Source organism: Paraburkholderia kururiensis (genome assembly GCF_034424375.1).
Lineage (GTDB): Bacteria > Pseudomonadota > Gammaproteobacteria > Burkholderiales > Burkholderiaceae > Paraburkholderia > Paraburkholderia kururiensis_A.
This window is the reverse complement of record NZ_CP139965.1, coordinates 3,494,682-3,518,526: the sequence shown is the minus strand read 5'-3', so window position 1 is coordinate 3,518,526 and position 23,845 is coordinate 3,494,682. Positions and strand designations below refer to the sequence as shown.

The 23,845-nt window shown below is 64.3% G+C and carries 22 protein-coding genes; 13 read left to right on the top strand and 9 right to left on the bottom strand.

Translation table 11 applies throughout. The annotated features are described in order from the left end of the window. Nucleotides 1-5: 5 nt before the first annotated feature. The 3 genes from lspA to U0042_RS15640 form a co-directional block, all read right to left on the bottom strand. On the bottom strand, nucleotides 6-506 hold the full coding sequence (gene lspA, locus U0042_RS15650; RefSeq protein ID WP_114814711.1) for a signal peptidase II: 501 nt from the start codon (nucleotides 504-506) through the stop codon (nucleotides 6-8). After that, a complete protein-coding gene (gene ileS / locus U0042_RS15645; protein WP_114814710.1) occupies nucleotides 506-3,343 on the bottom strand; it encodes an isoleucine--tRNA ligase in 2,838 nt (945 codons plus the stop codon). Before ileS ends, lspA begins: the two co-directional genes overlap by 1 nt. Before the next feature lie 179 nt (nucleotides 3,344-3,522). Further along, nucleotides 3,523-4,518 carry a bifunctional riboflavin kinase/FAD synthetase gene (locus U0042_RS15640; RefSeq protein ID WP_114814709.1) on the bottom strand — a complete coding sequence of 332 codons (996 nt, stop codon included), beginning with the start codon at nucleotides 4,516-4,518 and terminating at the stop codon, nucleotides 3,523-3,525. Between the two features lie 149 nt (nucleotides 4,519-4,667). Between U0042_RS15640 and purN the strand changes: the two genes are divergently transcribed. From purN to nadC, 6 genes are all read left to right on the top strand, one after another. After that, on the top strand, nucleotides 4,668-5,351 hold the full coding sequence (gene purN / locus U0042_RS15635) for a phosphoribosylglycinamide formyltransferase (RefSeq protein ID WP_114814708.1): 684 nt from the start codon (nucleotides 4,668-4,670) through the stop codon (nucleotides 5,349-5,351). Continuing rightward, the gene (locus tag U0042_RS15630) at nucleotides 5,348-6,649 is read left to right on the top strand and encodes an RsmB/NOP family class I SAM-dependent RNA methyltransferase (protein ID WP_114814707.1); all 1,302 of its coding nucleotides are present in this window, start codon (nucleotides 5,348-5,350) and stop codon (nucleotides 6,647-6,649) included. Before purN ends, U0042_RS15630 begins: the two co-directional genes overlap by 4 nt. A gap of 53 nt (nucleotides 6,650-6,702) precedes the next feature. Next, a complete protein-coding gene (locus U0042_RS15625) occupies nucleotides 6,703-8,067 on the top strand; it encodes a mechanosensitive ion channel family protein (RefSeq protein ID WP_114814706.1) in 1,365 nt (454 codons plus the stop codon). Between the two features lie 346 nt (nucleotides 8,068-8,413). Continuing rightward, a complete protein-coding gene (locus tag U0042_RS15620; protein ID WP_114814705.1) occupies nucleotides 8,414-9,610 on the top strand; it encodes a fatty acid desaturase in 1,197 nt (398 codons plus the stop codon). A gap of 141 nt (nucleotides 9,611-9,751) precedes the next feature. After that, nucleotides 9,752-10,882 carry a quinolinate synthase NadA gene (gene nadA, locus U0042_RS15615; protein ID WP_114814704.1) on the top strand — a complete coding sequence of 377 codons (1,131 nt, stop codon included), beginning with the start codon at nucleotides 9,752-9,754 and terminating at the stop codon, nucleotides 10,880-10,882. Next, the gene (gene nadC, locus U0042_RS15610; RefSeq protein ID WP_114814703.1) at nucleotides 10,882-11,781 is read left to right on the top strand and encodes a carboxylating nicotinate-nucleotide diphosphorylase; all 900 of its coding nucleotides are present in this window, start codon (nucleotides 10,882-10,884) and stop codon (nucleotides 11,779-11,781) included. Before nadA ends, nadC begins: the two co-directional genes overlap by 1 nt. Nucleotides 11,782-11,842: 61 nt before the next feature. Here nadC and nadB read toward each other — a convergent pair whose 3' ends face one another. From nadB to radC, 4 genes are all read right to left on the bottom strand, one after another. Continuing rightward, nucleotides 11,843-13,441 (bottom strand): L-aspartate oxidase, encoded by a 1,599-nt coding sequence (gene nadB / locus U0042_RS15605; RefSeq protein WP_114814702.1) that lies wholly within the window; start codon nucleotides 13,439-13,441, stop codon nucleotides 11,843-11,845. 229 nt (nucleotides 13,442-13,670) lie between these two features. After that, a complete protein-coding gene (gene rpmG / locus U0042_RS15600) occupies nucleotides 13,671-13,838 on the bottom strand; it encodes a 50S ribosomal protein L33 (RefSeq protein WP_017776793.1) in 168 nt (55 codons plus the stop codon). A gap of 10 nt (nucleotides 13,839-13,848) precedes the next feature. Further along, complete coding sequence (gene rpmB / locus U0042_RS15595) at nucleotides 13,849-14,082, bottom strand: 50S ribosomal protein L28 (protein ID WP_026121846.1); 234 nt, start codon at nucleotides 14,080-14,082, stop codon at nucleotides 13,849-13,851. 273 nt (nucleotides 14,083-14,355) lie between these two features. Then, entirely contained in the window at nucleotides 14,356-15,111 is a 756-nt protein-coding gene (radC, locus tag U0042_RS15590; protein ID WP_114814701.1) for a RadC family protein, read from the bottom strand. Between the two features lie 201 nt (nucleotides 15,112-15,312). On the opposite strand from radC, the gene U0042_RS15585 reads away from it, so the two are divergent. The 7 genes from U0042_RS15585 (at nucleotide 15,313) to U0042_RS15555 (ending at nucleotide 21,864) form a co-directional block, all read left to right on the top strand. Continuing rightward, nucleotides 15,313-15,768, top strand: coding sequence for an FKBP-type peptidyl-prolyl cis-trans isomerase (locus tag U0042_RS15585; RefSeq protein WP_114814700.1), 456 nt, complete (start codon nucleotides 15,313-15,315; stop codon nucleotides 15,766-15,768). 4 nt (nucleotides 15,769-15,772) lie between these two features. Then, on the top strand, nucleotides 15,773-16,732 hold the full coding sequence (ispH, locus tag U0042_RS15580) for a 4-hydroxy-3-methylbut-2-enyl diphosphate reductase (RefSeq protein WP_114814699.1): 960 nt from the start codon (nucleotides 15,773-15,775) through the stop codon (nucleotides 16,730-16,732). 730 nt (nucleotides 16,733-17,462) lie between these two features. After that, nucleotides 17,463-17,948, top strand: a complete 486-nt coding sequence (locus U0042_RS15575; protein ID WP_157977904.1) for a hypothetical protein — start codon at nucleotides 17,463-17,465, stop codon at nucleotides 17,946-17,948. A gap of 217 nt (nucleotides 17,949-18,165) precedes the next feature. Further along, nucleotides 18,166-19,116: a branched-chain amino acid ABC transporter permease gene (locus U0042_RS15570; protein ID WP_114814697.1), complete on the top strand. Its 951-nt coding sequence runs from the start codon at nucleotides 18,166-18,168 to the stop codon at nucleotides 19,114-19,116. 24 nt (nucleotides 19,117-19,140) lie between these two features. Beyond that, nucleotides 19,141-20,310: an ABC transporter permease subunit gene (locus U0042_RS15565; RefSeq protein ID WP_114814696.1), complete on the top strand. Its 1,170-nt coding sequence runs from the start codon at nucleotides 19,141-19,143 to the stop codon at nucleotides 20,308-20,310. Nucleotides 20,311-20,371: 61 nt separating this feature from the next. Next, nucleotides 20,372-21,148: an ABC transporter ATP-binding protein gene (locus U0042_RS15560; protein WP_114814695.1), complete on the top strand. Its 777-nt coding sequence runs from the start codon at nucleotides 20,372-20,374 to the stop codon at nucleotides 21,146-21,148. Next, complete coding sequence (locus tag U0042_RS15555) at nucleotides 21,148-21,864, top strand: ABC transporter ATP-binding protein (RefSeq protein WP_114814694.1); 717 nt, start codon at nucleotides 21,148-21,150, stop codon at nucleotides 21,862-21,864. The genes U0042_RS15560 and U0042_RS15555 overlap by 1 nt, the downstream gene beginning before the upstream one ends. 202 nt (nucleotides 21,865-22,066) lie before the next feature. Here U0042_RS15555 and U0042_RS15550 read toward each other — a convergent pair whose 3' ends face one another. Further along, on the bottom strand, nucleotides 22,067-22,549 hold the full coding sequence (locus U0042_RS15550; protein ID WP_114814693.1) for a GNAT family acetyltransferase: 483 nt from the start codon (nucleotides 22,547-22,549) through the stop codon (nucleotides 22,067-22,069). Nucleotides 22,550-22,557: 8 nt separating this feature from the next. Then, complete coding sequence (locus U0042_RS15545) at nucleotides 22,558-23,742, bottom strand: acetylornithine transaminase (RefSeq protein ID WP_114814692.1); 1,185 nt, start codon at nucleotides 23,740-23,742, stop codon at nucleotides 22,558-22,560. Between the last annotated feature and the right edge of the window lie 103 nt (nucleotides 23,743-23,845).

Genomic DNA, 23,845 nt, shown 5'->3' with positions numbered 1-23,845 from the left:
TGCGCCTAGCGCGAACCGCGTACGCGCCGCAATTCGTCGAACACGAGCAGCGCGGCGCCGATCGTGATTGCGCTGTCAGCCAGGTTGAACGCCGGCCAGTGCCATGCGCGCACGTGAAAATCGAGGAAGTCGATTACGTGGCCATAGGCGAGCCGATCGATCACGTTGCCGAGCGCGCCGCCCAGAATCAGCGAAAGTGCGGTGCAGAAGAGCCGCTGCGCCGCGTGGCGCTTGAGCAGATAGCAAATCACGAGCGCCGCCACGATGCCGAGCGCGGTGAACGCCCAGCGCTGCCAGCCTCCGGCCGCAGCGAGGAAGCTGAACGCGGCGCCGCGGTTGTACACCAGCACGAGGTTGAAGAACGGCGCTATCACGCGTCCTTCGCCGTAGGCGAACACCTTTGCGATTGCGATCTTCGTGAGCTGGTCGCAGAGAATCACGATCAGCGCCACGCCCAGCCACGGCGCCAGCGATCCACCGGCACGCTTCGAAAGGGTTCTGGCCATTATGCCGCGCTCCTCTTTTCGCCGCTGCCGAAGAGGTTCGCCACGCAGCGGCCGCACAGGGTGGGATGCGCCGCGTCCGCGCCCACGTCAGCGCGGTAGTGCCAGCAGCGTTCGCACTTGAGGTACTTCGAGGTGATCACCTCGACGCCTTCGTCTGCTTCGCTTTCCACCTTCACGACATTGGCCGCCGAAGTGATGAGCACGAACTTGAGGTCGTCGCCGAGGCTCGCGAGCGCGTCGTAGCGCGCACCGCTCGCACGAATCTCGACTTCGGCCTGCAGCGAGGAGCCGATCAGGTTCGCCACGCGCGCTTCTTCCAGCGCCTTGGTGACGTCGCCGCGCACCGCACGCAGCAGCGTCCACTTTTCGATCAGCATGGCGGCGTCGGGCACGTCGGGGAAGGCGTGGAACGTCTCGGTGAAGATGGTCTCGCTGTTGGGCTGGAACACCTTCCACGCTTCTTCCGCTGTGAACGAGAGGAACGGCGCCATCACGCGCAGCAGGCTGTGCGTGATGTGATAGAGCGCCGTCTGCGCGGCGCGGCGCGCGGTCGAATCCGGCGCGCTCGTGTAGAGCCGGTCCTTCAGCACGTCGAGGTAGAAGCCGCCCATGTCTTCGGAGCAGAACGTGAGCAGCTTCGCGACCACCGGGTGGAATTCGTAGCGGTCGTAGTGCGCGAGTACGTCGCCCTGCAAACCGGCCGTGAGCGCGACGGCGTAACGGTCGATCTCGAGCCATTCCGAGACCGGCCGCGCGTGCTTGCCGAAGTCGAAGTCCGAGAGGTTGGCAAGCAGGAAGCGCAGCGTGTTGCGGATGCGCCGGTAGCTTTCCGTCACGCGCTTCAGGATTTCCTCGGAGATTGCCAGTTCGCCGGAGTAGTCCGTCGACGCGATCCACAGGCGGATGATCTCTGCGCCGAGGCGATTGGCCACCTCGTGCGGGTCCACGCCGTTGCCGAGCGACTTGCTCATCTTGCGGCCTTCGCCGTCCACGGTGAAGCCGTGGGTGAGTAGCGCGTCGTAGGGCGGACGGCCGTCGAGCATCGAGGCCGTGAGCAGCGACGAGTGGAACCAGCCGCGATGCTGGTCCGAGCCTTCCAGGTAAAGGTCGGCGGGGAATTGCAGCTCGTTTGCGTGCGAGCCGCGCAGGACGTGCCAGTGCGTCGTGCCGGAGTCGAACCACACGTCGAGCGTGTCGCGGTTCTTTTCGTAGAGATTCGCGTCGTCGCCGATCAGCTCGCGCGGATCGAGCGACTGCCACGCCTCGATGCCCGACGCTTCCACGCGCTTCGCCACTGCCTCGAGCAGCTCCAGCGTGCGCGGATGCAGTTCGCCGGTTTCCTTGTGGACGAAGAACGCCATCGGCACGCCCCATTGGCGCTGGCGCGAGAGCGTCCAGTCAGGCCGGTTCGCGATCATCGCGTAGAGGCGCTGCTTGCCCCACGACGGGTAGAACGCGGTGGCCTCGATGCCTTCCAGCGCCGTTTCGCGCAGCGTCTTGCCACCGCCCTTCGGCGTGACATCCATGCCCGCGAACCACTGCGAGGTGGCGCGATAGATGATGGGCGTCTTGTGGCGCCAGCAGTGCATGTAGCTGTGCGTGTACTTTTCGCTGCGCAGGAGCGTGCCCGCCGCCTGCAGCGCTTCCACCACCTTCGGGTTCGCGCTCCAGATGGACAGACCGCCGAAGAGCGGCAGCGACTCGATGTAGCGGCCGTCACCCATCACGGGGTTGATGATGTCGGAGTCGGCCATGCCGTGCGCCTTGCACGACACGAAGTCTTCCACGCCATAGGCGGGCGACGAGTGGACGATGCCGGTGCCGGTGTCGGTCGTGACGTAGTCGCCGAGATAGACGGGCGCCGTGCGCCGGTAGCCCGGATGCGCCGACGCGAGCGGATGATGAAAGCGCAGGCCGGCCAGCTTCGCGCCCGGCGCGGTGGCGAGCGTGCGGCCTTGCAGACCGAAGTCCTTGAGACACGCCTCGACGCGTTCCTCGGCAAAAATCAGCAGCCCGCGCGACGTATCGACGAGCGCGTAGACGATCTCGGGATGCAGGTTCAGCGCCTGGTTCGCGGGAATGGTCCACGGCGTCGTGGTCCAGATGACGATGCCGCCTTCGGCGCGCGGCAGCGCCGTGAGCCCGAATGCGTGCGCCGTCTTGTCCGGTTCGGCGAACGGGAAGACGACGTCGATGGTCGGGTCGGTCTTGTCCTTGTACTCGACTTCCGCTTCCGCCAGCGCCGAGCCGCAGTCGAAGCACCAGTTCACCGGCTTGAGGCCGCGGAACACGTAACCCTTTTCCATGATCTTTGCGAGGGCGCGAATTTCGTTCGCCTCGTTCACGAAGTTCATGGTCTTGTACGGGTTGTCCCAATCGCCCAGCACGCCGAGACGCCGGAAGCCCTTCTTCTGCGTTTCGATCTGGCCGGCCGCGTATTCGCGCGCCTTCTGCATGACCTCGGTGGCGGGCAGCGACTTGCCGAACTGTTTTTCGATCTGGATTTCGATGGGCATGCCGTGGCAGTCCCAGCCCGGCACGTACACGGCGTCATAGCCCGCGAGGTTGCGTGCCTTGACGATCATGTCCTTGAGGATCTTATTCACCGCGTGGCCGAGGTGAATGTCGCCGTTCGCGTAGGGCGGGCCGTCGTGCAGGATGAACTTCTTGCGGCCTTTGCTTGCGGCGCGGATCTTTTCGTAGATCTTCCGCTCCTGCCATTCCTTGACCCACTGCGGTTCGCGCTTGGGCAGGTCGCCGCGCATGGGGAACGGCGTGTCGAGCAGGTTGACCGGGTATTTCGCCTCGGCTTTGGAACTGGATTTCTTGTCGCTCATGGTCAGATCACGGTGAATTCGGGTGACGCGTGGTGTTCGGTGGCTGGTCGGGCGCGGACAACAGGACGATGGTCCGTCACGCGCCTGCGACCGGCCGGTGCGAGCATGGGGCGCAACGCGACGGGCGGCACAGGCCGGCGTGAGCCGGGTGGCGTGTGCGAGCCCGGCTCACGCCGCAATCATCTAATTCGGTCGGTGGCCGATGTGGCGAAGCCGGTGGCGCGGCTACCCGGAGCGTCGGCGCCCGCTGCGGCGAACCATTCGCGCGCATGGACGACGTCGCGTGCAATGGCCGCGGTCAGCGTTTCGAGGTCGACGTACTTTTCCTCGTCGCGCAGCTTCTTCAGGAATTCGACGCGCACGAGCTTGCCGTAGGCGTCGCCATGCCAGTCGAGCAGATGCACTTCGAGCAGCACGCGCCCCGAGTCGTCGACGGTGGGCCGCAGGCCGAGGCTCGCCACGCCGGGCAGCGGTTCGTCTTCGATGCCGTGCACGCGCACGACGAAGATCCCGGCGAGCGCGGGCCGCTTGTGCGCGATGGGCAGGTTCAGCGTCGGGAAGCCGAGGTCACGGCCCAGCTTGAGTCCGTGCACGACGTGCCCGCTGATCACGTACGGCCGGCCTAGCGCCGCACGGGCCGCGTCGAGGTCGCCGGCCACGAGCGCGGCGCGCACGCCGGAGCTCGAAATGCGCGCACCGGACGGATCCGCGATGGTGGGCATCTGCTCCACTTCGAAGCCGTAGCGGTTGCCGGCGGCCTTGAGCGAGACGAAGTCGCCGGCGCGCTTTGCGCCGTAACGGAAGTCGTCGCCGATCATGACCCACCGCGCGTGCAGGCCGCTCACGATGATGCGTTCCACGAAGGCGTCTGGCGACTGGCTTGCAAACGTGTGGTTGAAGTGCTCGACGACGACGCGGTCCACGCCGTTCGTGCGCAGCGCCTCGAGTTTGTCGCGCAGCATGGCGATGCGCGGCGGAGCGCCCGCAGGGTTGAAGAATTCGCGGGGATGCGGCTCGAAGGTCATCACGCAGACCGGCAGGCCGCGCGCGTCGGCCGCGGCGCGCGCACGCGCGAGCAGTTCCTGATGTCCGCGGTGGACACCGTCGAAATTGCCGATGGTGAGTGCGCAGGGCGCGCGGCTCTCGGCATTGGGAAGACCGCGGAAGACTCTCACGATAGCGGGCAGGCAGTTAGCGTGCGAACGGACGAGGGCGAGCGTGACGGCCGCAGGGCCGCACGACGAAACAGGAGATTATAAACGCTCGGGGCCGCTCCCGCCGCCGTGGCACGGTTTTTGGTTGGCCCGGATGATAAAATCCCCGGATGAAAAATCTCGTGATCCTGATTTCAGGGCGGGGCAGCAACATGGAGGCCATCGTGCGTGCCTCCTCGCGTGAAGCGTGGCCGGCGCGTGTCGCCGCCGTGATTGCCAACCGCCCGGACGCCGCCGGCCTCGCATTCGCGGCGGCGCACGGCATCGCCACCGCGGTGGTCGACCATCGCCAGTTCCCCGACCGCGAGTCGTTCGATGCCGCGCTGGCGCGTGAAATCGACAGCTTTGCGCCTGACCTCGTCGTGCTCGCCGGCTTCATGCGCGTGCTTACCGCCGGTTTCGTCGATCGCTACGCGGGCCGCATGCTCAACGTTCATCCTTCGCTGTTGCCCAGCTTTCCGGGGTTGAAGACCCACCAGCAGGCGCTCGACGCCGGCGTGCGCGTGCATGGCGCGTCGGTGCATTTCGTCACCTCGCAGCTCGATCATGGGCCCATCGTCGCCCAGGCCGTCGTGCCGGTCCGCACGGGCGACGACCCCGCGGCACTCGCCGCACGCGTGCTCGAAGCCGAGCATGTGATTTATCCGCGCGCCGTGCGCTGGTTCGTCGAAGGGCGTCTTGCGCTCGATGGCCTGCGCGTCACCGTCACGCCGCCCGAGCCGCAGTGGTTCTTTGCCGACGAAGCCGCCGCTGCGCCGGTCGATACACAATCCATCACCGGGGAGGGCACATGAGGCTCCATGGTTTCCTGATCGGACAGATCGAAACGCTGCTGGCCGAAGTGCTCAAATTCGCCGGTCCTGCCGATGCGGTGACGAGCCGCTTCTTCCGTGCGCATCCGAAGCTCGGGCATGCCGAACGCGGCATCATCGCCGAGGCGGTGTTCGCGGTTTTGCGACGGCGCATGGAGTTCGCCAACCTGGCCGAAAGCGGCACGGGCAACCCGGCGCGGCGGCTCGCGCTGCTGGGTCTGATGCAGACCGTGGGACGCTCGGCGGTGCGGCCGTTCGTGTCGGATGACGAAGCGCAGTGGCTCGAGCGTGTGGCGAAGGTCGATCCGGCCAGCTTGCCGCTGCGGGTGCAGATGAACCTGCCCGAGTGGATCGTGAAGTCGCTGGAAAGCCGCTTCGACGCTGCCGAGCTCGCTCAGCTCGCCGCCGCACTCAACTACCCGGCGCCGCTCGATCTGCGCGCCAACGTGATGAAGGCGACGCGCGACCAGGTGATCGCGGCGCTCGCCTCGGCCGGCATCGAGGCCGGCGCCACGCCGTTCGCGCCGTTCGGCGTGCGCGTGACGGGCAAGCCGGCGCTCACGAAGCTCGATGCTTTCCAGAACGGCTGGATCGAAGTGCAGGACGAAGGCAGCCAGTTGCTGTGCTCGCTCGTCGCGCCGCGGCGCGGCGAGATGATCGTCGACTTTTGCGCGGGCGCCGGCGGCAAGACGCTGGCGCTCGGCGCGGCGATGCGCTCGTCGGGGCGTCTGTATGCCTTCGACGTGTCGGAGCGCCGGCTCGCCAAGCTCAAGCCCCGCCTTGCGCGCAGCGGTTTGTCGAACGTGAATCCGGTGCTGATCGACAGCGAACACGACGCGAAGATCAAGCGCCTCGCGGGCAAGATCGATCGCGTGCTGGTGGACGCGCCGTGCAGCGGGCTCGGCACGTTGCGCCGCAATCCCGATCTGAAGTGGCGGCAGACGCCGGAGTCGGTGGAGGAACTCACGCCGAAGCAGGCGTCGATTCTCGCCAGCGCGGCGCGCCTCGTGAAGAAGGGCGGCCGGCTCGTCTACGCGACGTGCAGCCTGCTCGAGGCGGAAAACGAGGCCATCGTCACGCAGTTCCTCGCCGAGCATCCCGACTTCGCGCTGGTGAGCGCGAAGGACGTGCTGGCAGAGCAGCGCATCGAACTGGACACGGGCGACTACCTTTCGCTGTGGCCTCACCGGCACGGCACCGACGGCTTCTTCGCGGCGGTGCTGGAGCGCCGCGGTGCAGTGGGTGGGGCGGCGGCAGACCCGGCGGCTGCGCAACAGTAAGCGCGATTGCCGCTCCGTTGGAGTCCCGGAGCGGCGCAGCGAGCAGACAGACTATGCAGAACCGTTTGTTTTCCCACATGCTCGGCGACGTGGTCCGCGACTACGGGCAGCCGGTCATCCTCTGGCAGGCCGGGCTGCTGCTTGCGGCGCTCGTCGTGGCCTGGTTCGTGGCGCGGGCATTGCGGCACGCGCTCGACCTGCGCCGCCAGACGCGCTACGAGTCGCTGCGCTTCGGCGCCGAAAGTTTGAACCGGGCGTTCTTTCCGCTCGTGGGCGCCGCGGTGGTGTGGGTGACTTCGGCTGTCGCGAGCCAGTTTATCCATACCGGGCTGCTCGACCTCGCACTTGTGCCGCTGTTCGGCATCGGGCTCATCTACATCGCGTTCTTCGTTGCGCGGCGCGTGTTTGGACGCGACGGCGAGACGCACGTGTGGCTCGGCATCGTCGAGAAAGTCGTGTCGCTCGTCGTGTGGGTGGGCATGGTGCTCACCGTGATGGGAGTGCAGGACGACGTAATGACGTGGATGAGCGGCGTGCGCTTTCGCGTCGGCAACGTGCATCTCACGCTGCTCTCGTTAGGCACAGGCTTGCTGTGGGTCACGGTAACGATGATCGTGGCCGTCTGGGCGGGCGCGGCGCTGGAAGACCGGCTGATGCGGTCCACGACGCTCGACGCGAATCTCAAGGTGGTGCTCTCGCGCGTGGGGCGTGCGCTCCTCATGCTGGCGGCGGTGCTCATGAGCCTGTCGCTCGTGGGCATCGACGTCACGGTGCTCGGTGTATTCAGCGGCGCCCTCGGCGTGGGGCTCGGCTTCGGCTTGCAGAAGATCGCGAGCAACTACGTGTCGGGCTTCATCATCTTGATCGACCGGTCGCTGCGCATCGGCGACGCGATCACGGTGGGCGGGCTGCAGGGCCGCGTCGCGCAGATCCGCACGCGTTACACCGTCGTGCGCGGTCTCGACGGTACCGAAACGCTGGTGCCCAACGAAAAACTGATTACCGACGTCGTGCAGAACCAGTCGTCGTTCCTCACGCGCGGCCGGGCGGCGCTGCCCGTGCAGGTGGCCTACACGGCGGACATTGAACGCGCAATGGCGCTGCTCGTGGAGGCGACCCGCGGCGTGCCGCGCGTGCTCGACGACCCGGCTCCGGCCGCTTACCTCACGGGCTTCGGTGCGGACGGCATCAATCTGGAGCTCGGCTTCTGGATCGAGGATGCCGCCGACGGCACCGCGGCCGTGCGCTCGGCCGTGAACCTCAACATCTGGCGCCTCTTCGAGCAGAACGGCATTTCGATTCCGTACGCCCAGTGCGAGGTGCGCATCGTGGGCGGCGCGGGCAGCGACATAGTGTCGCAAGTCGCGGCCGTCACGGACCGTACGGTCGCCGACGGAGCCGCCGCGGCGGCGCCCTAAGCGCGACTGCGAACGGGTTCGGGCGGCGCGCTACGCTGCGGCGACATGGAAGCTTGCGGCTTGGGACGGGCGCGGCACGGGCTTTGCAATCCCACACTCATACTTGGTTCGGGAGGGGAGTTGCCTCGACCGTGGGGCTCGCTGTCGAGCGGCGTTGCGGCTTGTGTTCTGTCCCCGCAGTAAGGTTGTCCGCGTTGTCTGCGTACAAAAAAACCTCCTTTGTTACAAACACTTGGAGCGCTTCGAGTAGAATGCGGCTACCCGGTTGATGCTTTCACTTCCTTGACAGCTACGCTGTACCCTCCCCGGGCCGTTTCCTCCGTTTTCGTTTCACAGGTAGAGTGCCTTGTTGAATTCCTTGCTCGATTTTCTGGCCCACGGACTGCTGCACTTTTCGTGGTGGCAAATCCTGCTTTTCACGCTCGCGGTGACGCACGTCACGATCGTCGGCGTAACGGTTTACCTGCATCGCTGTCAGGCGCATCGCGCGCTTGATCTGCATCCCGCCGCAGCGCATTTCTTCCGTCTCTGGTTGTGGATGACCACGGGCATGCTCACTGGCCAATGGGCGGCGATCCATCGCAAGCACCACGCCAAGTGCGAAACCGAAGAAGACCCGCACAGCCCGCAGACGCGCGGCATCTGGAAGGTGCTGCTCGAAGGCGCCGAACTCTATCGCGCTGAAGCGAAGAACGAAGAGACCATGCGCCGCTTCAGCCACGGCACGCCGAACGACTGGATCGAGCGCAACATTTACACGCGCTATCCGATTCTCGGCGTGAGCCTGATGATGGTGATCGACGTCGCGCTGTTCGGCGTGGTCGGGCTCAGCGTGTGGGCCGTGCAGATGGTGTGGATTCCGTTCTGGGCGGCCGGTGTCGTCAACGGGCTCGCGCACTTCTGGGGCTACCGCAACTTCAATTCGGCCGATGCCAGCACCAACATCTTCCCGATCGGCATCATCATCGGCGGCGAGGAACTGCACAACAACCACCACACGTTCGCGACTTCCGCGAAGCTGTCGAGCAAGTGGTTCGAGTTCGATATCGGCTGGATGTATATCCGTCTGATGTCGGCGGTGGGTCTCGCGAAGGTCAAGAAGGTGGCGCCTACGCCGCGCCTCGCGAAGGGCAAGATGGTGCTCGACCAGGACACGCTTCAGGCCGTGCTTTCCAACCGGTATGAAGTGATGGCGCGCTACGCCAAGACCGTCAAGCGTGCGTATCGCCAGGAGCTCGCGCACCTCAAGGAAATGGGCGCGCGCGAGAAGTATCAACTCATGCGTAGCGCGCGCAAATGGTTCCACAAGGACGAGGCGGGCCTCAACGAGCCGCAGCGCCGTCAGTTGCCGCAGATCTTCGCGAACAGCCAGAAGCTGCGCACGTTCATCGAACTGCGTAACGAGCTGGCAGCGATCTGGGAGCGCTCCAACGCTTCGCGCGAACAGCTGCTCGCGCAACTCCAGGACTGGTGCCATCGTGCCGAGCAAAGCGGCATCAAGGCGCTCCAGGAATTCGCGATGCGTCTGCGCCGGTACGCCTGAGCAGAAAATCCAAAATCCATTAAAATTTGAAGACGTCACAAAACCCCGCGTTGGCGGGGTTTTGCTTTTTGGGCCGCCGGCCTCATATCGGCTTTCGTAAAGCCTGATCGTGCAGGCGGCATCGGCAGGGCAGAGGAGATCATGAGTCAGCCAATCAGGAGCGTCGAGTACGACCGCCCGCAGGGCGGGGTGTGCAGCGTCGGGCAAGCCTGGGCGAGGTTGCCGGACGCGCCGTCGGCGGCGGAGAAGGCCGAGCTGAAGGCGCGCATCCGCACGCTGCTCGCGCGCGAAAAGGCGGTGCTCGTTGCGCACTACTACGTGGACGCAGAGTTGCAGGAGCTTGCCGACGAGACGGGCGGCTGCGTGGCCGATTCGCTCGAGATGGCGCGCTTCGGTCGCGACCATGACGCCGACACGCTGGTTGTGGCGGGCGTGCGATTCATGGGCGAAACGGCGAAGATTCTGAGCCCCGGCAAGCGCGTGCTGATGCCTGATCTCGATGCGACCTGTTCGCTGGATCTCGGTTGCCCCGTGGACGAATTCTCGGCGTTTTGCGACGCGCACCCGGACCGCACCGTGGTCGTGTACGCAAACACGAGTGCGGCCGTGAAGGCGCGTGCGGACTGGATGGTGACGTCGTCGATCGGGCTGGAGATCGTGGCTGACCTGCACGCACGCGGCGAAAAACTGATCTGGGCGCCGGACCGCCATCTGGGCAGCTACATCCAGAAGAAGACGGGTGCGGACATGCTGCTGTGGCAGGGCTCGTGCCTCGTTCACGACGAATTCAAGGGCATCGAACTCGATCTGCTGCGCGGGCAATATCCGGACGCGAAGGTGCTGGTGCACCCGGAATCGCCGGCAAGCGTCGTCGCCTTGGCCGATGTGGTGGGCTCGACCACACAACTGATCGACGCGGCGCGCAAGCTCGACGCGACGCACTTCATCGTGGCGACGGACCTCGGCATCCTGCACAAGATGCGTCTTGCCGCGCCAGGCAAGACGTTCATCGAGGCGCCCACAGCGGGCAACAGCGCCACTTGCAAGAGCTGTGCGCATTGCCCGTGGATGGCGATGAACGGCCTTGCGAATCTGGCCGAGGTGCTGGAGCGCGGCCATAACGAAATCTTCGTGGACCCATCCATCGCCGGCCGGGCGAAGCTGCCTATCGATCGCATGCTCGATTTCGCCGCGCGTCACAAGACACGCGTGCAGGCGAGCGGTGACCTCGCCCGCGACGCGTCGCTCTTCTCCAACGTGGGGGCCGCTTGATGGGCGCACTCGAATTGATTGGCGTGGATGCCGTCTCGCCGCTCTATCCGGCCATCCGTGCGCAATACGGCGATGCGTTCGATGCGGCGCTCGCGCGCAATGTGGCCGATGCGCTGGCGGAAGACGTCGGCACGGGCGACGTGACAGGGCGGCTCGTGCCGGCAGACAGCATGCGCGAGGCGCGCATCGTCGTCCGCGAAGATGCGGTTCTTTGCGGCGTGCTGTGGTTCGGCAAGGTGATGGCGAGCGTCGATGCACGCATCGAAGTGCGCTGGCACTACCGCGAAGGCGATCGGATGGCCGCCGATTCGGTGGTGTGCAGGATGCGCGGCCCCGCGCGCGCGCTGCTCACGGCGGAGCGCAACGCGCTCAATTTCTTGCAGTTGCTGTCGGGCGTGGCGACGGTGACGCGGCGGTACGTCGACGCAATCGCTCACACGCGCACCAGCATTCTCGATACGCGCAAGACGCTGCCTGGTTTGCGGCTCGCGCAAAAATACGCGGTGCGCGTGGGCGGTGGGGCGAACCAGCGGCTTGCGCTATACGACGGCATCCTGATCAAGGAAAACCACATCGCCGCGGCGGGCGGCGTGGGCGCGGCAATGGATGCCGCTCATGCATTGCAGTCCGGCGTGTCGATCCAGATCGAAGTGGAAACGTTGGAGCAGCTGGAAACGGCGCTTGCGCACGGCGCCATTTCCATTCTGCTGGACAACTTTTCGTTCGACGCAATGCGCGAAGCGGTGCGCATCACGGCCGGACGGGCGGTGCTCGAGGTGTCGGGCGGCGTGAACTTCGACACGGTGCGCACGATCGCCGAAACGGGCGTGGACCGCGTGTCCATCGGCGCGCTCACGAAAGACCTGCGCGCCACCGACTACTCCATGCGGATCGTCTGAGCCGACGCGGCGCGGCAGCATGTGCCGCGCCGTCTCGTCAGCGAGCGGGAAATCCCGAAAGCTACGCTGCGCGATTGCGCACCCGCTCCGGCGACAGCACCGTCGGCAGCGCTTTGGGCAACGCGGCGGGCCAGTCGCGGCTGTAGTGCAGCCCCCGGCTTTCGCGCCGCGAACGTGCGCTGTCCACGATCAACGATGCCACATCCACCAGATTGCGTAGTTCCAGCAAATCGCGGCTCACCTTGAAGTTCGCGTAGTACTCGTGGATCTCGTCGCGCAGCAGTTCGATGCGGTGCTTCGCGCGCGTGAGCCGCTTGTCGGTGCGCACGATGCCCACGTAGTTCCACATCAGCCGACGCAGTTCGTCCCAGTTGTGCGCGACCACCACTTCCTCGTCCGCGTCCGATACGCGGCTTTCGTCCCAATCCGGCAGCGGCGCATGTGCCATGGCGCCGAAGCCCTCCTCGCAGATGGCGGCCGCCGCTGCGCGGCCGATCACTAGGCACTCGAGCAGTGAATTGCTGGCCAGCCGGTTCGCGCCGTGCAAGCCCGTGCACGACGTTTCGCCGACCGCGTAGAGCCCGGCCAGATCGGTGCGCCCCGCGAGGTCCGTAACAACGCCGCCGCACGTGTAGTGGGCCGCAGGCACAACCGGAATAGGCTGCTTCGTGATGTCGATGCCGAATTCGAGGCAACGCGCGAGGATGGTGGGAAAGTGCTCGCGCAGGAATTCGGCGGGCTGGTGGCTGATGTCGAGATAAACGCAATCGATGCCGCGCTTCTTGATCTCGAAGTCGATGGCGCGCGCCACGATGTCGCGGGGGGCGAGTTCGGCGCGCTCGTCGTGAGCCGGCATGAAACGCGTGCCGTCCGGCAGCTTCAGCAGGCCGCCTTCGCCGCGTACCGCTTCGGAGATCAGGAACGACTTCGCGTAAGGATGGAACAGGCATGTGGGATGGAACTGGATGAACTCCATGTTCGCCACACGGCACCCGGCACGCCAGGCCATGGCAATGCCGTCGCCCGTCGCGGTATCGGGGTTCGTCGTGTACAGATAAACCTTGCCGGCACCACCGGTGGCGAGCACCGTGTGCGGTGCTTCGACGGTGACGGTGCGACCCGTGTTCACGTCCAGTGCGTACAAGCCGTGACACCGGCGGCCGGGTAGGCCGAGGCGGTCGGACGTGATGACGTCGATCGCGTGGTGATCTTCGAGCAGGGTGATGTTGGGGTGCCGCCGCACGAGTTCGCTGAGCGTGGCGACAACGGCGTGGCCCGTGGCATCCGCCGCGTGAATGATGCGCCGATGGCTGTGGCCGCCTTCACGCGTGAGGTGAAAGCCAAGTTCGGCGGCGTCGTCCCGGGTGAAGGGCACGCCTTGCGCGATCAGCCATTCGATCGCCGAGCGACCGTGTTCGACGATGTATCGCGTGGCAGCTTCGTCGCAGAGTCCTGCGCCGGCTACCAACGTGTCGCCTACGTGGTTCTCGACGCTGTCCGCCGAATCCAGCACGGCGGCGATGCCGCCTTGCGCCCAGTCGCTCGCGCCTTCGATCATCGAGCGCTTGGCGATGACCGCGACTCGCCGCGTGTCTGCAAGATTGAGCGCGACGGTCAGGCCCGCGAGGCCGCTGCCGACAATCGCCACATCGAAGTTCATGTCCCGCTTCTCCATCTGTTGTGCTGTTACCGCGGCGCATGGGCCGCTCGCGCGCCGTCATCATGCACCGGTAAGTCAGCAAGCATACCCTGTTGACGGAAAGTGGGAAAACCAGCCGGCAGGCCAAGGAGCAGCGGACAGGAAGCGCCGTGCGAATCCGGGCGCCCATAAAGGAAAAGCCCCGCAGGTTAGCGGGGCTTTTCCTCGTCTTCAGGCTCGAAACCAGACCTTATTTGATCTTGGTTTCCTTGTACGTCACATGCTTGCGGACGACGGGATCGAACTTCTTGATCTCCATCTTTTCCGGCATGTTTCGCTTGTTCTTCGTGGTCGTGTAGAAGTGACCGGTGCCAGCCGTGGACTCCAGCTTGATCTTGTCGCGCGCGCCCTTTGCCATGATTTACTCCTTACACTTCACCACGTGCGCGCAGGTCGGCGAGCACGGAGTCGATGCCGTTCTTGTCGATCAGGCGCAGGCCGGCGTTCGAAACGCGCAGGCGCACCCAACGGTTTTCGCTTTCAACCCAGAAACGGCGGCTTTGCAGGTTCGGGAGGAAGCGGCGCTTCGTCTTGTTGTTTGCGTGGGAAACGTTGTTGCCGCTCATCGGCGCTTTCCCAGTTACTTGGCATACGCGTGCCATGAGAGCACTCCTAATACGCTTAAATTCTGAGTTCGAACGCCGCTGAAGTTTCCCGGGGCAGCGATGCCGTTTTTCGCGTATGGAGCGAAAGAGGCCGCTTACTTTCCTGGAAACCCGTTGACGGGCTTCGGAACAGGGTTGGAATGAGGCAAACCGCGATTCTAGCAGAAAAAACTGCGAAAAATCAAATGCGATTTGCAGTTCGTCAGACGAGGCCGTGAAAGGCCGCCAGCACGTCTCCTACGCCGGTTTGCCGGCCTCCCGTGTTGCCATTCAATCCCAGCCGGCTCGCGCGAAGGAGAACGTTTCGCTGCGACCGATCACGAGATGGTCGATCAGCTGGACGTCGATCAACGTAAGCGTGTCGCGCAGCACACGAGTGAGCCGCCGGTCGCTGGCACTGGGATGGACCGCTCCGGAGGGGTGATTATGCGCCACGATCAGGTTTGCGGCATTGAGGACCAGGGCGCGCCGCGCAATTTCACGGGGATAAACCGCCATGCGCGTAAGCGTGCCGCGCGTGCACTCCTCAAAGCGGATCAGGCGGTGCCGCACGTCCAGGAAGAGGCACACGAACATCTCGAAGGGCCGCGCGCCGATCATGAGGCGCAGGTAGTCTTCCACGGCGCCGGGCGAGTCGATGAGCGGACGTTCCTGCAGTTTTTCCGCGAGCGCGCGGCGCGCCAGTTCGGTGATGGCCTGCAACTGCGATGCCTTGGCCGGCCCGATGCCGCGCAGGCCGAGAAATTCTTCCGGCTGCGCGTCGAGCATCGCCCGCAGCGAACCGAAGCGGCTGAGCAGCGATTCCGCCACGACGAATACGTTATGGCCGGGCAGGCCCGTGCCAAGCACGAGCGCGACGAGTTCCAGGTCGGAAAGCGCGGCCGGCCCGGCTTCACGCAGGCGCTCGCGCGGCATGTCGCGCGAGCGCCCGCGCGGGGCGGGATACGCCACTCCCGTACCCTGCGTCGGTTCGTCGCGCACCGTGAGGTGTTCGGATTCCGGCAACCAGCAGGCGACTTCTTGCATACCTCGACTCCTTGATCGGACAACGGCAGCCGGGCGTCTGCGGCACACCGCGGGCGACCGACACCGGGCGCCCGGTCGCGCGCGACTCGGGCCGGATATGTGGCTTACAATAGAGCCTTTGCAGGCGGCGCGGCACGCGCTTTCCCCTCCCGCGCACGCACGCCCCGGCGCGCGCCGCGCGCTCAGACCGAACGAGACCGCATGAGCATCATCGACATTTCCGAAGTGAAACCCGGTTCCCATGTCACGCTTCACTACCGGCTTTCGCTTGCCGATGGTGCCGACATCGTCAATACATTCGTGGACCGTCCTGCCACGCTGCTCATCGGCGCCGGGCAGATTGCGCCGCCGCTGGAAGACATTTTGCTGGGACTGAAGGTGGGCCACCACTCGACCTTTCAGCTACCAGCCGGCCAGGCATTCGGTCAGCGCAATCCCGATCTGGTGCAGCGCGTGTCGTTGGGCACGCTGCGCGAAAACGGCATGATTGGTGAGGATTTTTCTCCCGGCGATCTCGTCGAATTCAACGCGCCCGACGGCGGCCGCTACGCGGGCGTGCTGAAGGAGGTTGGCGAAACCTCCGCGCTGTTCGACTTCAATCACCCCCTCGCCGGCGCGGCGGTGGCGTTTGAAGTCAAAATCATCGGAATCCTGTAAATACATGAGCACCACGGACACGACCCTGACCGACGCCGAAATCCTGCTGGCCCAGCCAAGAGGGTTCTGCGCGGGCGTCGATCGCGCGATCGAGATCGTCGAGCGTGCAATCCAGATTCACGGTGCGCCCATCTACGTGCGCCACGAGATCGTTCACAACGCCTACGTCGTCGAAGATCTGCGCAAGAAGGGCGCGATCTTCGTCGAACAGCTCGAGGAAGTGCCGGCCGGCAACACGGTGATCTTTAGTGCCCACGGGGTGTCGAAGGCGGTGCGTGCGGAGGCTGAGGAGCGCGGCTTGCGCGTCTACGACGCCACGTGCCCGCTCGTGACGAAGGTGCACATCGAAGTGGCGAAGATGCGCCAGGAAGGTCTCGACGTGGTAATGATCGGCCACAAGGGGCACCCTGAGGTAGAAGGTACGATGGGTCAGGTCGGCGCAGGCATGTATCTCGTCGAGGACATCGAAGACGTGAAGGCGCTTCAGTTGTCCGACGCCAGCCGGATCGCTTTCGTGACGCAAACCACGCTTTCCGTGGACGACGCTGCCGAGATCATCTCGGCGCTCAAGGCGAAGTACCCGGGCATTCGAGAGCCGAAAAAGCAGGACATCTGCTATGCCACGCAGAACCGTCAGGACGCGGTGAAATTCATGGCGCCCCAATGCGACGTCGTGATCGTGGTGGGCAGTCCCAATAGCTCGAATTCGAATCGGTTGCGCGAGGTAGCCGAGAAGCGCGGCGTGCCGGCGTACATGGTGGATTCGCCGGATCAGATCGATCCGGCCTGGCTTGTGGGTAAGCGCCGCATTGGCCTCACGGCCGGCGCGTCGGCGCCGGAGGCGCTGGCGCAGGCGGTGATCCGGCGGTTGAACCAGCTGGGCGTGAATAACGTTCGCGCGCTCGACGGAATCGAGGAGAGCATAGCTTTTCCCTTGCCGCGAGGCCTTGGGTTGCCCGCGTGACCCGAGTCATCCCCACTTAAAGATAGAAGGGCGGTCCGTCATGGGCCCGCCCCGCGAACCAGGAAGCGCGCCTCATCGGCGCGCTTTTTTCATTTGCGGCGCCCAACGATGAGAGTGGACATTAAATAGGTGCCATATCACTGCAAAACGCGAGTGCGCCGGGTATCACCGGCGGCCGCTTGTGGTTTCGCAGCAAGGCGACCCGCTGCCTTTTATTCGATGCGTCCCTTATAAATTGCCGACGTTCAGCGTGGCGTAACGCCCCGCGCTTCATTGTGGTGCATATGCGGCGACATGGCTCGTGGATGCTCTTCTTTCGGGCGATCTCCGCTGTGCAAGGCGCAGCGGGAGCCGGCTCGCAACGATTGATGCCAAAAGACCCAAAAGATGGCGCAACTGATGTGAAGCGATGTGTCGCAACCGGGTTGCGACACATCGGCGGTATAAGTCTCAAAAAGTGGTTGCAATGCAGGAAAACCCTGCGGGATCAGAATATTGCCCACTGCTTAATTGGAGTTACAATGCGCGCGTTCTGAAGGCCTGGCGGTCTGTAGACAACGGATTTTGCAAGGCGCAGGAGACCTGTTTGATGCGAGTCGAGTTGACTTACGCCGTGTCCATCGCGGCTGCGGTCGTGACGTTGGGAGCGGACAGTAGCAATAGCGACGACGGGGCGGGCAAGCGCGCAACAAGCGCGACCGCAGCACCGGTAGACGGAATGACAGCTGGAATGACCATCGCCACAGCGGACCGTGCAGCAGCGTCGGCTTGCGGTGGCGTGAATGAAGGCCCGGATAACGAAAGCAGTGCGCACATGGCGATTCAGCGCGTTCGTGCATGCGACATCAGGATCGGTGGCCCCGGGGATCGGCTCGTTCGGAATGCACGCTTCGTCGCGGTGCGTTTGTCGAATGGCATACATGTTGCTGTGACTTCGTCCTCTCGCACGGCCTTGCCCCAATTGCAGGCGGTGCGTCTGGCAGCGAACGATGCCGCGCCCGCAGAGCGGGCCATCCTCAGGAATACCTGCAGCGTTGCGCGCGACACGGCGATGTCGCGCAAGACGGGCGCAACCGGGAAGCGGATGGCCGCGGGCGCTGCTGTGCCCTTGGCTGCACTGCCTGCGAATGGCGGTGCGCAGGCAAGCGAAAGCGTGTTCGCGCTCGATGACTTCAAGAACAGGGCTCAGGCCGTGCTCGAAGTCGCGAAGCTGTAAAGGATTTGTTGAACCGACGGCACCGAACCATCGGACGGTGCCGTTTTTGCATCCGCCGGTCGCGGATCGCTGTTGCCGGCAACGCGTGTGCCGGTGGCGGATTGGCCTCGACCGGTTTTTTTATCAGTACCCGAGAGTGCAGTTGCGGTTCCGTGACCCATCGCCCCACCGGCGCATGAAGATCGCGAATCCGGTCGCACGGGCTAAGGAGTATTAAATGGATATTTTCATCCAGCAGATCCTGAACGGACTGGTGCTTGGTAGCGTCTACGCCATCATCGCACTGGGCTACACGATGGTTTACGGGATTCTGGGCATCATCAACTTCGCTCACGGCGACGTACTGATGGTGGGAGCGATGGTCGCGCTGTCGGCGATCGGCGTGCTGCAGAATCACTTTCCCGGTCTCGGCAACGTGCCCACCCTCATCATTGCGCTCGCCATTGCGGCGGTCGTGTGCGCGGTGGTGGGTTACACCATCGAGCGCGTGGCCTACCGGCCACTGCGACGTGCGCCGCGGCTGGCTCCGCTGATTACCGCAATCGGCGTGTCGATTCTTCTGCAGACTCTCGCGATGATGATCTGGTCGCGCAATCCCCTCGCTTTCCCCCAACTGCTCCCCACCGATCCGATCAACGTGATCAAGGCCACGGACACCGCGCCGGGCGCCGTGATCTCGATGACTGAAATCGTGATCATCGTGGTTGCGTTCCTCGTGATGGCCGGTCTGCTGCTGCTCGTGCACAAGACGAAGCTGGGGCGTGCGATGCGCGCCATCGCGGAGAACCCGGGCGTCGCGAGCCTGATGGGCGTGAATCCGAACTTCGTGATTTCGGCCACCTTCATGATCGGCTCGGCGCTCGCCGCTCTGGCCGGCGTGATGATCGCGTCCGAGTACGGCAATGCGCACTTCTACATGGGCTTCATTCCTGGCATGAAGGCCTTCACCGCCGCTGTGCTGGGCGGTATCGGCAACCTGACTGGTGCCATGGTTGGCGGCGTGGTGCTGGGTCTCATCGAGCAGCTGGGTGCCGGCTACATCGGCAATCTGACCGGTGGGGTGTTCGGCAGCAATTATCAGGACGTGTTCGCGTTCGTCGTGCTGATCGTGGTGCTCGTGTTCCGTCCGTCGGGTCTCCTCGGCGAGCGTGTTGCGGATCGTGCCTGATCCGGGTTCTGAGGAGAGAAACAAATGACTTCAATTCAACCGATCGAGCCGTCCACGACGCTCATCCCCGAGAAGAACGTGACGAAGACGCTGGTGGTCGGCGTCATCACCGCGATATTCGTGATCGCCGCGCCGATGATCATTGGCGCCGCGGGCGGCAACTACTGGGTGCGTGTGCTCGACTTCGCGATGCTGTACGTGATGCTCGCGCTGGGCCTGAACGTGGTGGTGGGCTTCGCGGGTCTACTGGACCTCGGCTACATCGCGTTCTACGCCGTGGGCGCGTACACCGCGGCGCTGCTCTCGTCGCCGCACCTCACGTCGCAGTTCGACTGGATCGCGCATCTCGCGCCGGCCGGCCTGCACTTTCCGATCTGGATCATCGTGCCCATCGCGATGGCGCTTGCCGCGACGTTCGGCATCCTGCTCGGTGCGCCGACGCTGCGTCTGCGTGGCGACTATCTCGCCATCGTGACCCTCGGCTTCGGGGAAATCGTGCGGATCTTCATGAATAACCTCGACCGTCCGGTGAACATCACCAACGGCCCGAAGGGCATCACCGGCATCGACCCGGTGACGGTCGCAGGCTTCAACCTCTCGCAGACGCACACGTTCCTCGGCTTCTCGTTCCCGTCCGTGTACATGTACTACTACCTGTTCGTGCTGTGCGCGCTGCTCGTGATCTGGGTGTGTACGCGTTTGCAGCACTCGCGCATCGGCCGTGCATGGGCTGCGATCCGCGAAGACGAGATCGCCGCCAAGGCGATGGGTATCAACACGCGTAACGTGAAGCTGCTTGCATTTGCCATGGGCGCGTCGTTCGGCGGCCTCTCCGGCGCGATGTTCGGTGCGTTCCAGGGCTTCGTGTCGCCCGAGTCGTTCACCTTCTGGGAATCGGTCGTGGTGCTCGCCTGCGTGGTGCTGGGCGGCATGGGTCATATCCCGGGCGTGATTCTCGGCGCCGTGCTGCTCGCCGTGTTCCCCGAATTCCTGCGTTCGACGATGGGCCCGCTGCAAAACGCCGTGTTCGGCCACGAGATCGTCGATACCGAAGTGATCCGTCAGCTGCTGTACGGCCTCGCCATGGTGCTGATCATGCTGTACCGCTCGGAAGGCCTGTGGCCCGCGCCGAAGCACGAAGACAAGATCGCGAAACTGGCGAAGCGCAACGGCAAGAAGCCGGTGCGCGCGTAAAGGCATGGGACCCGCGTAAGCGTCAGAGCGTCAACGCGGGTCGACACAGGAGCACGACAATATGAGCAACAAGAGCATTCGACTCTCGGTGAAGGGCGTCAACAAGCGCTTCGGCGGCCTGCAGGCGCTTTCCGACGTCGGCCTGCAAATCGAGGAAGGCCAGATCTACGGCCTGATTGGTCCGAACGGGGCGGGCAAGACCACGTTCTTCAACGTGATCACGGGGCTTTACACGCCGGACTCCGGCGAATTCAAACTGGACGGCGAGGCCTACACGCCGACCGCGGTGTACCAGGTCGCGAAGGCCGGCATTGCGCGCACGTTCCAGAACATTCGTCTCTTCGGCGGCATGACCGCGCTGGAAAACGTGATGGTGGGTCGCCACGTGCGCACGAAGCACGGGCTGATCGGCGCCGTGTTCCAGACGCCGGCCGAGCGCAAGGAAGAGCGCGAGATCAAGGAACGCGCTATCGAGCTGCTCGAGTACGTGGGTATTGCGCAGTACGCGGACTACACGTCGCGCAATCTCTCATACGGTCACCAGCGGCGTCTGGAGATCGCGCGCGCGCTCGCCACCGACCCGAAGCTGCTCGCCCTCGACGAACCGGCCGCAGGCATGAACGCGACGGAAAAGGTGGAGCTCACGAGACTGCTGGACAAGATCCGTTCGGACGGCAAAACGATTCTGCTGATCGAACACGACGTGAAGCTGGTGATGGGCCTGTGTAACCGGATGACAGTGCTCGACTACGGCAAGGTGATCGCCGAGGGTCTGCCGCAAGACGTGCAGAAAGACCCGAAGGTGATCGAGGCATATCTGGGCGCGGGGGTTCACTGATGGCTACGTCAATGCTGAAAATCAAGGGGTTGCAGGTCAATTACGGCGGCATCCAGGCCGTGAAGGGCGTGGACCTGGAAGTGGCGCAGGGCGAGCTCGTTACGCTGATCGGCGCAAACGGCGCGGGCAAGACGACGACCATGAAGGCGATCACGGGCCTGAAGCCTTACTCGGCCGGGGACATCGAATACATGGGCCAGTCGATCAAGGGCGTGCCGGCGCACGAACTGCTCAAGCGCGGCCTCGCGATGGTCCCGGAAGGCCGCGGCATCTTTGCGCGCATGACGATCATCGAGAACATGCAGATGGGTGCGTATCTGCGCAACGACACGGACGGCATCAAGAAGGACGTCGACCGCATGTTTGGCTTCTTCCCGCGTCTGAAGGAACGTTCGACGCAGCTCGCGGGCACGCTCTCTGGCGGCGAGCAGCAGATGCTCGCGATGGCGCGCGCGATCATCAGCAAGCCGAAGCTGTTGTTGCTCGACGAGCCGTCGATGGGTCTCTCGCCGATCATGGTGGAGAAGATCTTCGAAGTGGTGCGCGAAATTTCGAAGGAAGGCATCACGGTGCTGCTCGTCGAACAGAACGCCCGCCTTGCGCTGCAGGCCGCGAACCGCGGCTACGTGATGGACTCCGGCACCGTGACGATGTCGGGCGACGCCAAACAGATGCTCAACGACCCGAAGGTGCGCGCGGCGTATCTGGGCGAGTAACGGGTAACGTGCACTGATGGACGCGATGGCGTTGCCGTGAGCGGTGCCATCGGCTGTGAAACCGTCCAACAAGAGACAGAAGACAAAGGCCGCATGCGTGTGCAAACGCATGCGGCCTTTTCTATGGGCGCGAGCAGCTAAGCGAGAGAGCGCGGATCGAAGCGGTGCACACTAAAAGAGCTCCGCCCGATCCGTAGAGAGACTAATCCGCCGTCTGCGTTGCCACGTCAACCCGCGGCGCCAACGCACCCAGCCGCTTGCCGAGGCTGATCACGGCGTCACTGCCGTAGCCTAGCGCTTCATAGAAACGCCGCACGTCGGGCTTGCTTTCCAGTACCTGCAGATTCACCTTCGGACACCCCAGCGCTGTCAGCGCGTGCTCGGCATGAGCCACGAGCCGCGTGCCGATGCCGCGCCGACGCAGGCCGAGCGGAACCGCGAGCGAGTAGAGCCAGCCGCGATGGCCGTCGTAGCCGGCCATCACCGTGCCCGCAAGCTGTGCCTCGAGCGTCGCGACGAAGAACAACTCAGGCTGCATCGCGAGCTTGTTTGCGATGGAGAGGCGCGGGTCGCGCTGCGGCCGGCTCGTGTCGCCATACTCGGGAAACGCCTCTTGCCACAGCGCGATGACCGCTTCCGTGTCCGCAACCTCGAAGCGACGAATGACGAGCGTCGTGTCGGTCATGGCGGCCTTTACAGCGAATCGAGCACCGAGCGCAGCATCGCCATCATCTGGTCGATTTCTTCGATCGTCACGTTGAGCGCCGGCATGAAGCGCAGCAGGTTCGGACGCGCCGCATTGAGCAGCAGCCCGTCGGGTTGCATGACGCGCGCTTTCTCGACGATCTGGTTGCCGATGTCCTTGCCCAGCAGCAGCGCACGCAGCAGACCTTCGCCGCGCTCGCCCACGAATCCGCGTTCGGCAGACAGTTCGAGCAGCTTCGCACGCAGATATTCGCCTCGCGCCCGCACGCCTTCGAGGAAGCCCGGTGCCACGAGTTGCGAGATTACCGAATAGCCCACCGCCGTCATGAGCGGATTGCCGTTGTACGTGCCGCCCTGGTCGCCGGCTTCGAACACGGCGATCTCTTTCTTCGAGAGCAGCGCCGCCAGCGGCACACCGCCGCCGATGCCCTTGCCGAGCGTCATGATGTCGGGCTCGATGCCGGAGAGCTCGTAGGCGAAGAGGGTGCCTGCGCGGCCACAGCCGCTTTGCACTTCGTCGACGATCAGCAGGATGCCGTGCTTCTTCGTCAGTTCGCGCAACTGCTGCATGAATTCGCGCGTGGCTGGAATCACACCGCCTTCGCCCTGGATCGGTTCGAGCATCACGGCCACGGTCTTGCTGCCGATCAGCTTTTCGACGGACTCGATGTCGTTCAGCTCAGCCTTCGGAAAGCCGGGCACCTGGGGCGCGTAGATCGTGTCCCAGCCCGGCTTGCCGCTCGCCGACATGGTGGCGAGTGTGCGGCCGTGGAAGCTGTGGTTGAACGTGATGATCTCGTAGGCGCCGTCGCGGAACTTCCTGCCCCACTTGCGCGCGAGCTTGATGGCGCCTTCGTTGGCTTCCGCGCCGCTGTTGGCGAAGAACACCTTGTCGAAGCAGCTGTGCTCGGTGAGCAGCCCGGCGAGCTTGGCCATCGGCTCGTTATAGAAGGCCGGCGACGGATTGATCAACAGGCGCGCCTGCTTTTCGAGCGCTTCGATCATGCCGTCGTTGCAGTGCCCCAGGCTGTTGACGGCCCAGCCCTGAATGAAGTCGAGGTAGCGCTTGCCTTCGTTGTCGTAGATCCACGACCCCTTGCCATGCGTGAAAACGATTTCGGGCCGGTTGGTGATGTACATCAGCGACTCGATCGGGTACTCGGTGAATTTCATGGCGACAGGCTCCGGCAAACGGGCTAGAAGGTTGAAAAAGGGAGCGGAAAAAACAAAAGCCACGGACGTCCGTGGCTTTCATGATTCGAACAGCTTGCGCGTG

What these genes read in the sequence shown, in the direction of transcription:
- U0042_RS15585 (WP_114814700.1), top strand. Translation starts at nt 15,313, where the DNA reads ATGAGCATCATCGACATTTCCGAAGTGAAACCCGGTTCCCATGTCACG.
- U0042_RS15570 (WP_114814697.1), top strand. Translation starts at nt 18,166, where the DNA reads ATGGATATTTTCATCCAGCAGATCCTGAACGGACTGGTGCTTGGTAGC.
- ispH (WP_114814699.1), top strand. Translation starts at nt 15,773, where the DNA reads ATGAGCACCACGGACACGACCCTGACCGACGCCGAAATCCTGCTGGCC.
- U0042_RS15575 (WP_157977904.1), top strand. Translation starts at nt 17,463, where the DNA reads ATGACCATCGCCACAGCGGACCGTGCAGCAGCGTCGGCTTGCGGTGGC.
- nadB (WP_114814702.1), bottom strand. Translation starts at nt 13,441, where the DNA reads ATGAACTTCGATGTGGCGATTGTCGGCAGCGGCCTCGCGGGCCTGACC.
- rpmG (WP_017776793.1), bottom strand. Translation starts at nt 13,838, where the DNA reads ATGGCAAAGGGCGCGCGCGACAAGATCAAGCTGGAGTCCACGGCTGGC.
- U0042_RS15545 (WP_114814692.1), bottom strand. Translation starts at nt 23,742, where the DNA reads ATGAAATTCACCGAGTACCCGATCGAGTCGCTGATGTACATCACCAAC.
- U0042_RS15555 (WP_114814694.1), top strand. Translation starts at nt 21,148, where the DNA reads ATGGCTACGTCAATGCTGAAAATCAAGGGGTTGCAGGTCAATTACGGC.
- nadC (WP_114814703.1), top strand. Translation starts at nt 10,882, where the DNA reads ATGGGCGCACTCGAATTGATTGGCGTGGATGCCGTCTCGCCGCTCTAT.
- U0042_RS15560 (WP_114814695.1), top strand. Translation starts at nt 20,372, where the DNA reads ATGAGCAACAAGAGCATTCGACTCTCGGTGAAGGGCGTCAACAAGCGC.
- U0042_RS15565 (WP_114814696.1), top strand. Translation starts at nt 19,141, where the DNA reads ATGACTTCAATTCAACCGATCGAGCCGTCCACGACGCTCATCCCCGAG.
- U0042_RS15625 (WP_114814706.1), top strand. Translation starts at nt 6,703, where the DNA reads ATGCAGAACCGTTTGTTTTCCCACATGCTCGGCGACGTGGTCCGCGAC.
- lspA (WP_114814711.1), bottom strand. Translation starts at nt 506, where the DNA reads ATGGCCAGAACCCTTTCGAAGCGTGCCGGTGGATCGCTGGCGCCGTGG.
- ileS (WP_114814710.1), bottom strand. Translation starts at nt 3,343, where the DNA reads ATGAGCGACAAGAAATCCAGTTCCAAAGCCGAGGCGAAATACCCGGTC.
- radC (WP_114814701.1), bottom strand. Translation starts at nt 15,111, where the DNA reads ATGCAAGAAGTCGCCTGCTGGTTGCCGGAATCCGAACACCTCACGGTG.
- purN (WP_114814708.1), top strand. Translation starts at nt 4,668, where the DNA reads ATGAAAAATCTCGTGATCCTGATTTCAGGGCGGGGCAGCAACATGGAG.
- rpmB (WP_026121846.1), bottom strand. Translation starts at nt 14,082, where the DNA reads ATGGCACGCGTATGCCAAGTAACTGGGAAAGCGCCGATGAGCGGCAAC.
- U0042_RS15550 (WP_114814693.1), bottom strand. Translation starts at nt 22,549, where the DNA reads ATGACCGACACGACGCTCGTCATTCGTCGCTTCGAGGTTGCGGACACG.
- U0042_RS15630 (WP_114814707.1), top strand. Translation starts at nt 5,348, where the DNA reads ATGAGGCTCCATGGTTTCCTGATCGGACAGATCGAAACGCTGCTGGCC.
- nadA (WP_114814704.1), top strand. Translation starts at nt 9,752, where the DNA reads ATGAGTCAGCCAATCAGGAGCGTCGAGTACGACCGCCCGCAGGGCGGG.